We start from the raw sequence: 13,024 nt of genomic DNA, 5'->3' as shown, positions 1-13,024 counted from the left end.
GGAAGCTAAGCCTCACAGCGCCGATGGTACTGCAGGGGGGACCCTGTGGGAGAGTAGGACGCCGCCGAACAATTATTGTGGGGATGCCCCGCACCTTTATGGTGCGGGGCATTTCTGCGTTCAGTGGCGTTCGCTCGCGTTCACCTGCGTTCACGGACGTTCATAGGCGTTCATGGGTGTTGGCCCCCGTTCATGACGCCTTCAAGCTCCGTTCACAAGTCCCGTTCGGTGACGAGGCTCTGAGCATGGCTCAGGATCGGGTATGCTTTATCTCGTTGCAGCGCCCCAATAGCTCAGTCGGTAGAGCGTCTCCATGGTAAGGAGAAGGTCTACGGTTCGATTCCGTATTGGGGCTCCGCGTAGAAGAAGGCCCCCGCCACTCGGCGGGGGCCTTCTTGCTGTCTGCTCGACCGGACAGATTCAGCTGGGGTGGGGCTCCGGGACGCGCATCGCGAGGATGGCCATGTCGTCGGAGGCCGGCTCGGCCGCGAAGCGTTCCACCGCGCGCAGTACCCGGGAGGCGACCGCGCCCGCGGTCAGTCCCGTACAGCTCGTCAGAACATCGGCCAGGCCGTCGTCGCCCAGCATGCGGGTGCCTTCCCGGCGTTCGGTGACGCCGTCGGTGACACACAGGAGGACATCGCCCGGGTCCAGGGTGATCGTCTGCTCGTACAGCTCCAGGTCCTCCATCACACCGAGGAGCGGCTGCGGCTCGGCGGCCGGCTCGACCGTGCCGTCCTGGCGCAGCCGCAGAGGGAGCGGATGGCCGGCGCAGACCATCTTGAGGACCGCGCTGCCGTCCTCCTGTGGCCACAACTCGCCGTACAGCAGGGTGAGGAAGCGGCTGCGGGCGCCCTCCTCGAGGATCGCCGCGTTCAGCCGTTCCAGGACCGCGGGCCCGCGGAAGCCCTCGCGGGCCAGCAGCCGGAGCGCGTGCCGGGCGAGGCCGGTGACGGCCGCGGCCTCCGGGCCCGTACCGCAGACATCGCCGATGGCGAAGCCGTAGGCGCCGTCCCGGATGGGGAACAGATCGTAGAAGTCGCCGCCGACCTCGTTGCCTTCGCCCGCCGCGCGGTAGATGACATCGACCTCGACGCCCGGTACCTCGGGGAGGCCCGGCGGCAACAGGCTCCGCTGGAGTGCCTGGCTGATGGCGGTGCGCTCGGAGTAGAGACGGGCGTTGTCGAGCGCGAGTGCCGCTCGGCGTGAGAGGTCCTCGGCGAGCTCCAGGATCTCCTGGCGGAAGTGCTCGTCCGAGGGCTTGCCGAGCGTCAGCATGCCGATGACCCGGTTGCGGGCCACCAGCGGGAGGACGACGGTCTCGCCGCCGACCGCCGCCGCTGTCGCCAGCGTGATGCCGACGCCCGAGGCGAGGGAGGAGGAACTCCGTCCCAGTTCCCGCATGGAGGTGCGCAGCGCGGCCTGGTGGGCGGCTTCCGAGGGGGCGTTCCAGATACGGGCGCCGGGGGCCGGGACCGGGTCCGGCGGGTCGATCTTGGCGAGGAGCGCCTTGAGGCCGTCGATGCGTTCCTCGTCCTCGTGCAGTACGTACGAGAGGTACGGGTCGGAGGACTGGTCGGCGATCGTGTAGACGGCGCACCAGGTGGCGAGGGTGGGGACGGTCATCTGCGCCATCAGGGCCAGCGTCTGGTCGCGGTCCAGTGTCCCGGCGAGCAGGTCGGAGGCCTCGACGAGGAAGGAGAGCGAACCCCGCCGGAGGCGTTCGAGTTCACCGAGGCGGGCCGATTCGACGGCCAGGGCGATACGGTCGGCGGCGAACTGGAGGCGCAGTGCCTCTTCGTTGGAGTAGCGGCCTGCGCCCTCCGCGGCGACGCCCAGGGAGCCGGTGAGCCGGCCCTCGACCTTGAGCGGGACGGTCACGACGGAGCGCATCCCGGTGCCGTTGAGGAGCGGGACGGCGCCCGGGACCGCCGTCAGGTCGTCATGGACGGCCGGCATACGAGCGGAGCCGTACCGTCCGGTCCCGGCCTCCACGGGGACGCGTGCGAAGCGCTGACGGGCGGAGGGGAGGCCGGTGGAGGCCCGGACCTCCAGCTCCGTCTCGTCGTCCGTGGCGAGCAGCAGGAAGGCCGAGTCGCCGTCGAGCATGTCGCGGGCGCGTTCCACGGTGCGTTGGAGGAGTCCGTCGAGGTCGTCGGGGGCCGGGGAGCCGATGAAGACCTCGAAGGGGTCCGCGGTACGGCTCTCGGCGCCGGAGTCACCCGCGCCGCGCAGCGGGGTCTGGATGACGGCGCGCTCGTAGTCGTGGACGAGGAGACAGACGGTGGACGGCTCACCGTGGGTGTCGCGCACCCTGAGGTGGGAGGCGTAGACGGGGACGACCCGGCCGTCCGAGGCGCGGATTCCGTAGCTGCCCTCCCAGCGGGAGAGCTGGAGGGCCTCGACGATGCCGGTGCCCAGGCCGGGGGTGTGGGGCCAGGCGGCGATGTCGGTCAGCGGCTTGCCGATGACCTGGTCGGCCTTGTATCCGAAGAGGTGCTGGGCGTCCTCGTTCCAGTTGACGACGGCCGCGCTCCGGTCGATCTGGACGACGGCGACCCGTACGCGCTCGTCGGCGACGGGGAGCAGACTGGTGGGCAGGACGGGTCCGGCCGAGCGGGTGCCCACGGGGCGCTGGGGAAGGTCGAGCTGGAACCAGACCTGTTTGTACGTGGAGGTGTACTCGACGCCCCAGCGCGAGGCGAGGGCGGCGCAGAGCAGCAGGCCCCTGCCGTTCTCGCGGTCGGCGTTGGCGAACGACCGGCCGGTGCCCTGGATGGGGATCTCGCGCTCGGGGTAGCGGTCGGCGACCTCGACCCGGACGCCGTCCTCGGTACGGAGGCACAGCACGTCGGCGGAGGTGCCCGCGTGGATGACGGCATTGGTGACGAGCTCGCTGGTGAGGACGACCGCGTCGTCGACGACATCGGCGTAGCCCCATCCCTGGAGCGTGTCGCGGACGAACGCGCGGGCGGTGGCCACGGACCGTCCGACGGGGTCGAAGGTGGCAGCCGCCCGCGCGGTGATCACATAACTCCTCGTACGCGTTTCGACGCCCGGCTCCGCCATGATCGGCTCCGCCCCTCCTGGTGCCCGGTGGGTAGTACCTTCGCCACACCGCCCCCTGCCGGGCGGACCGGGGTGGTTGGACAGCCGGAGGCCAGGTTACTTACCTTCGCTGTCCGAGCGGATGCCGGTCGCCGCTGTTTCCGCCCTGCGGGGGCGGGGACGCTAAGCGAAGCTGCCGAACTGTTATGGCCTGGTTCGGACGTGGTGAAACACTGGGCAGGCTTCCGGAGACAGCCCGGCGGTACGGTCAACCCCTGCGGGAGGGACACGGTGGAGTCTGGCACGGCGGCGCGTGGCACGAGTACGCGTGCGAAAGGCGGACGGTCCCGGAGCAATGGGACTTCCGAGGTGGACACGGCTGAGCTGCAGAGACTGCTGGCCGCCTTGGTGTCGATGCGGGACGGCAATTTCCGTAAACGGCTGACCGTCGCCGGCGACGATGTGATGGCGGAGATCGCCGCTGTCTTCAACGAGGTCGCCGACCGCAATCTCCATCTCACGGGTGAGCTGGCCCGGGTGCGGCGCATGGTAGGGCGTGAGGGAAAACTCACGGAGCGGCTGGAGACGGGCGCCTGCGAGGGATCCTGGGCTGCCGCCATCGACGCGTCGAACGCGCTGGTGGACGATCTGGCACGGCCTGTCTCCGAGGTCGGGCGGGTGCTCTCCGCGGTCGCCGAGGGCGATCTGGAGCAGCGGATGGAGCTGCGCTCGCACTCCGCCGACGGTGCGGAGCGGCCGTTGCGTGGTGAGTTCCTGAAGGTGGCCCGTACGGTCAACAACCTGGTCGATCAGCTCTCGGCGTTCACCGACGAGGTGACGCGGGTGGCGCTGGAGGTCGGTACCGAGGGCAAGCTCGGGGGCCAGGCCAAGGTGCGCGGTATGTCCGGTTCGTGGAAGGACCTCACGGATTCGGTCAACACGATGGCGTACCGGCTCACCGCTCAGGTACGTGACATTGCTCTCGTCACGACGGCCGTGGCCAAGGGTGATCTGTCGCGCAAGGTCACGGTGCATGTGGCCGGCGAGATGCTTCAGCTCAAGAACACCGTGAACACCATGGTGGACCAGCTCTCCTCGTTCTCCTCCGAGGTGACGCGGGTCGCCCGGGAGGTCGGTACCGAGGGTGAGCTGGGCGGTCAGGCGACCGTGCCGGGGGTGGCGGGGGTCTGGAAGGACCTGACCGACTCGGTGAACACGATGGCCGGCAACCTGACCAGTCAGGTGCGCGGTATCGCGGAGGTCACGACGGCGGTCGCCAACGGTGATCTGTCGCAGAAGGTCACGGTGAGCGCGCGGGGCGAGGTGGCGCAGCTCGCGGAGACGATCAACCAGATGACCGAGACGCTCCGTACCTTCGCGGACGAGGTGACCCGGGTGGCGAGCGAGGTGGGCGCCGAGGGTCTGCTCGGTGGTCAGGCGCAGGTGCCGGGCGCCGCCGGGACCTGGAAGGACCTCACGGACTCGGTCAACACCGTCTTCCGTAATCTGACGACGCAGGTGCGGGACATCGCGCAGGTGACGACGGCGGTCGCGAACGGCGATCTGTCGCAGAAGGTCACCGTCGATGTGGCGGGCGAGATGCTGGAGCTGAAGAACACCGTCAACACGATGGTGGACCAGCTCCAGTCGTTCGGTTCGGAGGTCACCCGGGTCGCGCGGGAGGTCGGTGTCGAGGGCCGGCTGGGCGGCCAGGCCGAGGTGCCGGGCGCGGCGGGGACCTGGAAGGACCTCACCGATTCGGTGAACACGGCCTTCCGTAACCTCACCGGCCAGGTGCGGGACATCGCGCAGGTGACGACGGCGGTCGCCAATGGCGATCTGACCCAGAAGGTCACCGTCGATGTGGCGGGCGAGATGCTGGAGCTGAAGAACACCGTCAACACGATGGTGGCGCAGCTCTCCTCCTTCGCCGACCAGGTCACCGTGATGGCACGGGACGTGGGCACGGAGGGCCGGCTGGGCGGTCAGGCGCGGGTGGACGGCGTCAGCGGCACCTGGAAGGAACTCACCGACTCCGTCAACTTCATGGCGGGGAATCTCACGGATCAGGTGCGTCAGATCGCGCAGGTGACCACCGCGGTGGCGCGGGGTGATCTGTCGCAGAAGATCGACGTGGACGCGCGCGGCGAGATCCTGGAGCTGAAGAACACCATCAACACGATGGTCGATCAGCTCTCCGCCTTCGCCGACCAGGTGACCAGGGTCGCGCGCGAGGTGGGTACGGACGGACGGCTCGGCGGTCAGGCGAAGGTGCCGGGTGTGGCCGGTGTGTGGCGGGATCTGACCGATTCCGTCAACGGCATGGCGGGCAACCTCACCGATCAGGTCCGTAACATCGCGGGTGTCGCGACGGCGGTCGCGCGGGGTGACCTGTCGCAGAAGATCGACGTGGACGCCCGGGGCGAGATCCTGGAGCTGAAGAACACCCTCAACACGATGGTGGACCAGCTCTCGAACTTCGCCGAGCAGGTCACGCGGGTGGCGCGCGAGGTGGGCACCGAGGGCATCCTCGGCGGTCAGGCCGAGGTCCAGGGCGTCTCCGGCACCTGGAAGGACCTGACCCAGTCCGTCAACTTCATGGCGAACAACCTGACCTCCCAGGTCCGCAATATCGCCGAGGTCACCACGGCGGTCGCCAGGGGCGATCTGTCGAAGAAGATCACGGTCGACGCCAAGGGCGAGATCCTGGACCTGGTCACGACCGTCAACACGATGGTCGACCAGCTTCTGAACTTCGCGGACGAGGTGACGAGGGTCGCCCGTGAGGTGGGTACGGAGGGCATCCTCGGCGGTCAGGCCAGGGTCCGGGGTGTCACCGGCATCTGGAAGGACCTCAGCGACAACGTCAACACCATGGCCAACAACCTGACCAGTCAGGTGCGGAACATCTCGCGGGTCTCGGCCGCGGTCGCCAACGGCGATCTGACGAAGAAGGTGACGGTCGAGGCGCGTGGCGAGGTCGCGGAGCTCGCCGACACCGTCAACACGATGGTGACGACGCTGTCCTCGTTCGCGGACGAGGTGACCCGGGTCGCGCGTGAGGTGGGCACCGAGGGCGAACTGGGCGGCCAGGCGAGGGTGCCCGGTGTGTCGGGGACCTGGAAGGACCTCACCGAGTCGGTGAACTCGATGGCGTCCAATCTGACCGGTCAGGTGCGTCAGATCGCCACCGTCACGACCGCCATCGCGAAGGGCGATCTCACCAAGAAGATCGACATCGACGCTCGCGGTGAGATCCAGGAGCTCAAGAACACCATCAACACCATGGTCGACCAGCTCTCCTCCTTCGCCGAGGAGGTGACCCGGGTGGCCCGCGAGGTGGGTACGGACGGCCAGCTCGGCGGCCAGGCGCGGGTGCGGGACGTCGACGGGACCTGGCGCGACCTGACCGAGTCGGTGAACGAGATGGCGGGCAATCTGACCCGTCAGGTGCGCGCGATCGCCGCCGTGGCCACCGCGGTGACCCGGGGCGATCTCAATCTGAAGATCGATGTCGACGCGGCGGGCGAGATCCAGGTCCTCCAGGACAACATCAACACGATGATCGCCAATCTCCGGGACACCACCCTCGCCAACGAGGAGCAGGACTGGCTGAAGGGCAACCTCGCGCGTATCTCCGGTCTGATGCAGGGCCGCCGCGATCTCGACGACGTGGCCTCGCTGATCATGAGCGAGCTGACCCCGGTGGTGTCGGCGCAGCACGGCGCGTTCTTCCTGGCGATGCAGACCGGCACTGTGCCCCAGGTCGGTACGGACGGCGGCAGGGACGGTGCGTACGAGCTGTGCATGCGCGGCAGTTACGGCTACTCGGCCGGTTCGATGCCGACGGTCTTCCGGCCCGGTGAGACGCTCATCGGCACGGCCGCCGAGGAGAAGCGCACCATCCAGGTCAATGTGCCGCCGGGCTATCTCAAGATCTCGTCCGGGCTCGGGGAGGCGTCACCGGCGCATGTGATCGTGCTGCCGGTGCTCTTCGAGGGGAAGGTCCTCGGGGTGATCGAGCTGGCGTCGTTCCAGCCGTTCACGCATATCCAGAAGGACTTCCTCAACCAGATCGCCGAGATGATCGCGACGAGCGTCAACACCATCAGCGTCAACTCCAAGACGGAGGTGCTGCTGAAGCAGTCGCAGGAGCTGACCGAGCAGCTCCGTGAGCGTTCGGCGGAGCTGGAGAACCGGCAGAAGGCCCTCCAGGAGTCCAACGAGGAGCTGGAGGAGAAGGCGGAGCTGCTGGCTCAGCAGAACCGTGACATCGAGGTGAAGAACACCGAGATCGAAGAGGCCAGGCAGGTGCTGGAGGAGCGGGCCGAGCAGCTCGCGGTCTCGATGCGCTACAAGTCGGAGTTCCTCGCGAACATGTCGCACGAGCTGCGGACCCCGCTGAACTCGCTGCTCATCCTCGCCAAGCTGCTCGCGGACAACGCGGAGTCGAACCTCTCCCCGAAGCAGGTGGAGTTCGCGGAGACGATCCACGGCGCGGGCTCCGATCTGCTCCAGCTCATCAACGACATCCTCGATCTGTCGAAGGTCGAGGCGGGCAAGATGGATGTCAGCCCGACCCGGATCGCGCTGGTCCAGCTCGTCGACTATGTGGAGGCGACGTTCCGGCCGCTCACCGCGGAGAAGGGGCTCGACTTCTCCGTACGGGTCTCGCCGGAGCTGCCCGCGACCCTGCACACCGATGAACAGCGTCTGTTGCAGGTGCTGCGGAATCTGCTCTCCAACGCGGTGAAGTTCACCGACGGCGGAGCGGTGGAGCTGGTGATCCGCCCGGCCGGCACGGATGTGCCGCACGCCATCAGGGAGCAGTTGCTGGAGGCGGGTTCGCTGCGGGACGCGGACGGCGATCTGATCGCCTTCTCGGTCACCGACACGGGGATCGGGATCGCCGCGAGCAAGATGCGGGTGATCTTCGAGGCGTTCAAGCAGGCGGACGGCACGACCAGCCGGAAGTACGGCGGTACGGGTCTGGGCCTGTCCATCAGCCGGGAGATCGCCCGGCTGCTCGGGGGCGAGATCCACGCCGCGAGCGAACCGGGCCGCGGGTCGACCTTCACGCTCTATCTGCCGCTCCACCCCAGCGAGCTGCCCCCCCAGGGCTATCCGCAGTTGACGCCCGCGGGCATGCGGACGCACGGACGCCCGGTGGAGGACGGTACGGCGGACTCGGCGGGCCGGCAGCAGTCGGAGGCGGCCTCCCCGGACACCGAGCCGGCGGGCCCCGCCGCGCTGTTCCGGCGCCGTCGCAGGAGCACGGGTGCCGGAACGCAGGGCTCCGCGCCGTCGGGACAGGGGGCGCAGGCCCCGCGGGCGGCGGGCACGGGCCCCTCGGGCCGCGAGGAGTCCTGGGGCTCCCGCGCGGGCGGTACGGGCCGTCAGGACGCCCCCCGCGAGAGCCGTACGTTCGGTTTCGCCGGGGAGAAGGTGCTGATCGTGGACGACGACATCCGCAATGTCTTCGCCCTGACCAGCGTGCTGGAGCAGCACGGACTGTCGGTGCTGTACGCGGAGAACGGCCGTGAGGGCATCGAAGTCCTGGAGCAGCACGACGATGTGACAGTCGTTCTGATGGACATCATGATGCCCGAGATGGACGGCTACGCGACGACGACGGCGATCCGCAGGATGCCGCAGTTCGCCGGGCTGCCGATCATCGCGCTCACCGCGAAGGCGATGAAGGGCGACCGGGAGAAGGCCATCGACTCGGGTGCTTCCGACTATGTGACCAAGCCGGTTGATCCCGATCATCTGCTGACGGTGATGGAGCAGTGGATGCGCGACAGGTGAGCGGCCCGATGAGGAAACATCACCATGTCCTGACGGAGTACGCCGGACGGTGTGTGAGGCGGTGGTATTCGGGGAACCTTCTGGTCTCCCGCTACGTTTCTGCTTCGTGCACAGTGACATCACGGTGACAGGGTGTGGCGACAGGCGGGGTGCGGCTACCATGACCGGCACAAGGACGGACGGCGTAAGGGAGTCGTCCCCTGGGGCGGCACCCGGTGTGACACGGGGCACCGCGAGCGGGGGACATCCCATGCCGGGGCGAGGAGGGCGGGCGGCCATGGTGCAGAAGGCCAAGATCCTCCTGGTCGATGACCGGCCGGAGAATCTGCTGGCGCTGGAGGCCATTCTCTCCGCGCTCGATCAGACGCTGGTGCGGGCATCGTCCGGGGAGGAAGCGCTCAAAGCGCTGCTGACGGACGACTTCGCGGTCATCCTGCTGGATGTCCAGATGCCCGGGATGGACGGGTTCGAGACGGCCGCGCACATCAAACGGCGTGAGCGGACGCGGGACATCCCGATCATCTTTCTCACGGCGATCAACCATGGCCCGCACCACACCTTCCGGGGTTACGCGGCGGGTGCGGTCGACTACATCTCGAAGCCGTTCGATCCCTGGGTGCTGCGCGCCAAGGTCTCGGTCTTCGTCGACCTGTACATGAAGAACTGCCAGCTCAAGGAGCAGGCCGAGCTGCTCAGACTCCAGTTGGCCGGGGCGGGCGAGACCAAGGAGCCGACCGGTCTGCTCGCCGAACTGTCGGGACGGCTCGCGGCAGTTGAGGAGCAGGCGGAGGCGCTCTCCAAGCAGCTCGACGACGATTCGGCGGATGCCTCCGCCGTGGCCACCGCCGCCCATCTCGAACGCAAACTCACGGGTCTGCGGCGGGCTCTGGACGCGCTGGAGCCGGGCGCGGGAAGCAGTGGTACGCCCACCCTGCCCTCCCAGAGCTGAGACCGGCACAGGCCCCGCCGGGCCTGATCCGATGTGCCCCCGGATGTGATCCGGTGAACGGCGTCAGTTTTCCCCGGACTTGTGGCGACACGTACGGGTGAAGTGGTAGGCACACGTGTCGACGGCCGTGTACACCGGTAACCTCACCACCATGGCCTCACGTACGTCCGGCAAGGGTTCCCAGGGCACGGCGGGCACCGCGAAGCCGCGGGCCGGCCGTACGACCGGCGCCGCGAAGGTGGTACCCGCCAAGAAGACGGTGGCGAAGAAGACCGCGCCCGCGAAAAGACCACCGGCCAAGAAGGCGCCCGTCAAGAAAGCCGTCGCCAAGCCGGTGCCCAAAGCCGCGCCGTCCCCCACCGGGGGCGTGTACCGGCTCGTACGCGCCGTATGGCTCGGGGCGGCCCATGGTGTCGGCGCGATGCTCCGGGGCGTGGGGCGCGGGGCGAAGGGGCTCGACCCGGCCCACCGCAAGGACGGTCTGGCCCTGCTGCTGCTCGGTCTCGCCCTGGTCGTCGCGGCCGGCACCTGGTCGAATCTGCGCGGCCCGGTCGGTGATCTGGTCGAGATGCTCATCACCGGCACGTTCGGACGGCTCGATCTGCTGGTGCCGATACTGCTGGGCGCGATCGCCGTACGGCTGATCCTCTATCCCGAAAGGCCCGAGGCCAACGGGCGGATCGTCATCGGGCTCTCCGCGCTGGTCGTGGGCGTGCTCGGACTGGTCCACATCGCCTGTGGCGCGCCGGGGCGCGGCGAGGGCACCGAGGCCATCCAGGACGCGGGGGGGCTGCTGGGCTGGGCCGCGTCCAGGCCGCTGATCTTCACCGTGAGCGAGGTCCTCGCCGTACCGCTGCTTCTGCTGCTCACCTTCTTCGGGCTGCTGGTGGTCACCGCCACCCCCGTCAACGCCATTCCGCAGCGGCTGCGGCTGCTCGCCACCCGGCTCGGTCTCCTCGCGCCCCTCGAAGCCCCGGAAGGGGCGGACGAGCGGTACGACGAGCGGTACGGGGACGACGAGCGGTACGGGGACGACGAGCGGTACGACGAGCAGTGGCGTGAGGGGCTGCCCGCCGGCGCGCGCCGCCCGTCCGCGCGCCGGAGCGGAGTGCCCGGGGAGTACGACCCCGACCAGGCCGAGGCGGACGCGCTCTCCCGGCGGCGCAGGCCGCGCAGGGCCTCCGTACAGCCGGCCATGGAGCGTCCCATGGACGCGGTGGATGTGGCCGCCGCGGCGGCGGCCGCGCTGGACGGCGCGGTGCTCAACGGGATGCCGCCCTCGCCGGTCGTCGCGGATCTCACGCAGGGCGTCTCCGCGGGCGGAATGCGCAAGGACGGTACGGAGTCCGGGGAGCGCTCGGAGCTTCCGGAGCGCCCGGAGCCCGCGCCCTCCGCGCCGGTGCCGGCCGCGCGCGAGCCCCGGAAGCGGCCCGCGGGCGCCGCCGTCGCGGATCTGACCAAGCCCGCGCCGGCGCTGGACAAGCCGCTGCCCCCGCGCGCCGAACAGCTCCAGCTCCGCGGGGACATCACCTACGCGCTGCCCTCGCTGGACTTGTTGGAGCGCGGCGGTCCCGGCAAGACGCGCAGCGCCGCCAACGACGCCGTCGTCGCCTCGCTCACCAATGTGTTCATGGAGTTCAAGGTCGACGCGGCCGTCACCGGCTTCACCCGGGGCCCGACCGTCACCCGGTACGAGGTGGAGCTGGGCCCGGCCGTGAAGGTCGAGCGCATCATCGCGCTCACCAAGAACATCGCGTACGCCGTGGCCAGCCCCGATGTGCGGATCATCTCCCCGATCCCCGGCAAGTCCGCGGTCGGTATCGAGATCCCCAACACCGACCGGGAGATGGTCAACCTCGGTGATGTGCTGCGTCTCGCGGACGCCGCCGAGGACGACCATCCGATGCTGGTCGCGCTCGGCAAGGACGTCGAGGGCGGCTATGTGATGGCCAATCTGGCGAAGATGCCGCACATGCTGGTCGCGGGCGCGACCGGTTCCGGCAAGTCGTCCTGCATCAACTGTCTGATCACCTCGGTGATGGTCCGGGCGACCCCGGAGGACGTCCGGATGGTCCTGGTCGACCCCAAGCGGGTCGAGCTGACCGCCTACGAGGGCATCCCGCATCTGATCACGCCGATCATCACCAACCCCAAGCGGGCCGCCGAGGCGCTCCAGTGGGTCGTACGGGAGATGGATCTGCGCTACGACGATCTGGCCGCCTACGGCTACCGGCACATCGACGACTTCAACCGGGCCGTGCGCGACGGCAAGGTCAAGGCACCCGAGGGCAGCGAGCGCGAGCTGTCGCCGTATCCGTATCTGCTGGTGATCGTGGACGAGCTGGCCGATCTGATGATGGTCGCTCCCCGCGATGTCGAGGACGCCATCGTCCGTATCACCCAGTTGGCCCGCGCCGCCGGAATTCATCTGGTGCTCGCCACCCAGCGGCCCTCGGTCGATGTCGTCACCGGTCTGATCAAGGCGAACGTGCCCTCACGGCTGGCGTTCGCCACCTCCTCGCTGGCGGACAGCCGGGTCATCCTCGACCAGCCGGGCGCGGAGAAGCTGATCGGCAAGGGTGACGGGCTGTTCCTGCCGATGGGCGCGAACAAGCCGACCCGTATGCAGGGCGCCTTTGTGACGGAGGACGAGGTCGCGGCGGTCGTCCAGCACTGCAAGGATCAGATGGCGCCGGTCTTCCGCGACGATGTCGTGGTCGGCACGGCGAAGAAGAAGGACATCGACGAGGACATCGGCGACGATCTGGATCTGCTCTGCCAGGCCGTCGAACTGGTGGTCAGCACTCAGTTCGGCTCGACCTCGATGCTCCAGCGGAAGCTGCGCGTCGGTTTCGCCAAGGCGGGCCGGCTGATGGATCTGATGGAGTCGAGGAACATCGTCGGACCGAGCGAGGGCTCCAAGGCGCGCGATGTGCTGGTGAAGGCGGACGAAGTGGATGGAGTGCTCGCCGTGATCCGCGGGGAGCCTCAACCGTAGGAAAACGAGGAAAACGACGAAAACAAGGAAAACGACGAAAACGAGGAAAACGGAATCCTCGGCCAGCCCGAGCCAGCCCGACGGACGCGACCGAGCCTGACCGGGTGCGACCGGATTCTGTCGAGTCCAGCCGGGTTCTGGAGATCCTGACAGAACCCGGGCGAATCCAAGGGCAACCGTTTCCCTTGGGTGAACGTCAAGTTGGTGAGGGAAGCATGCTG

General features: G+C 68.6%; 4 protein-coding genes, 1 tRNA gene and 3 pseudogenes. 6 read left to right on the top strand and 2 right to left on the bottom strand.

The annotated features are described in order from the left end of the window. Nucleotides 1-282 precede the first annotated feature (282 nt). Nucleotides 283-355: transfer RNA gene (locus tag ACFYYH_RS29375), tRNA-Thr, on the top strand. Between the two features lie 65 nt (nt 356-420). On the opposite strand, the gene ACFYYH_RS29370 is transcribed toward ACFYYH_RS29375, so the two are convergent. Further along, complete coding sequence (locus ACFYYH_RS29370) at nt 421-3,069, bottom strand: SpoIIE family protein phosphatase (protein ID WP_388557169.1); 2,649 nt, start codon at nt 3,067-3,069, stop codon at nt 421-423. A 393-nt stretch (nt 3,070-3,462) separates the two neighbouring features. Here ACFYYH_RS29370 and ACFYYH_RS29365 point away from each other — a divergent pair. Together ACFYYH_RS29365 and ACFYYH_RS29360 are read left to right on the top strand one after the other, a co-directional pair. Then, nucleotides 3,463-5,187 (top strand): annotated as a pseudogene (locus tag ACFYYH_RS29365) (HAMP domain-containing protein); the annotation flags it as partial. Nucleotides 5,188-5,229: 42 nt separating this feature from the next. Further along, nucleotides 5,230-7,086: pseudogene (locus ACFYYH_RS29360) on the top strand (HAMP domain-containing protein); the annotation flags it as partial. 76 nt (nt 7,087-7,162) lie between these two features. Here the strand turns inward: ACFYYH_RS29360 and ACFYYH_RS29355 are convergent. Next, a pseudogene (locus tag ACFYYH_RS29355) lies at nt 7,163-7,303 on the bottom strand (hypothetical protein); the annotation flags it as partial. 92 nt (nt 7,304-7,395) lie between these two features. Here ACFYYH_RS29355 and ACFYYH_RS29350 point away from each other — a divergent pair. From ACFYYH_RS29350 to ACFYYH_RS29340, 3 genes are all read left to right on the top strand, one after another. Further along, the gene (locus ACFYYH_RS29350; protein WP_388557197.1) at nt 7,396-8,856 is read left to right on the top strand and encodes an ATP-binding protein; all 1,461 of its coding nucleotides are present in this window, start codon (nt 7,396-7,398) and stop codon (nt 8,854-8,856) included. 277 nt (nt 8,857-9,133) lie between these two features. Then, entirely contained in the window at nt 9,134-9,805 is a 672-nt protein-coding gene (locus ACFYYH_RS29345; protein WP_388557166.1) for a two-component system response regulator, read from the top strand. Between the two features lie 151 nt (nt 9,806-9,956). Then, nucleotides 9,957-12,803 carry a DNA translocase FtsK gene (locus tag ACFYYH_RS29340; protein WP_388557164.1) on the top strand — a complete coding sequence of 949 codons (2,847 nt, stop codon included), beginning with the start codon at nt 9,957-9,959 and terminating at the stop codon, nt 12,801-12,803. Nucleotides 12,804-13,024 lie beyond the last annotated feature (221 nt).

The sequence above is a fragment of the Streptomyces sp. NPDC002018 genome (assembly GCF_042890865.1).
Classification (GTDB): Bacteria; Actinomycetota; Actinomycetes; order Streptomycetales; family Streptomycetaceae; genus Streptomyces.
This window is presented reverse-complemented; position numbering and strand designations above follow the sequence as displayed.

Excerpts from the sequence above, each read along its gene's own strand:
- ACFYYH_RS29370 (WP_388557169.1), bottom strand. The coding sequence starts at position 3,069 with ATGGCGGAGCCGGGCGTCGAAACGCGTACGAGGAGTTATGTGATCACC.
- ACFYYH_RS29350 (WP_388557197.1), top strand. The coding sequence starts at position 7,396 with ATGCGCTACAAGTCGGAGTTCCTCGCGAACATGTCGCACGAGCTGCGG.
- ACFYYH_RS29345 (WP_388557166.1), top strand. The coding sequence starts at position 9,134 with ATGGTGCAGAAGGCCAAGATCCTCCTGGTCGATGACCGGCCGGAGAAT.
- ACFYYH_RS29340 (WP_388557164.1), top strand. The coding sequence starts at position 9,957 with ATGGCCTCACGTACGTCCGGCAAGGGTTCCCAGGGCACGGCGGGCACC.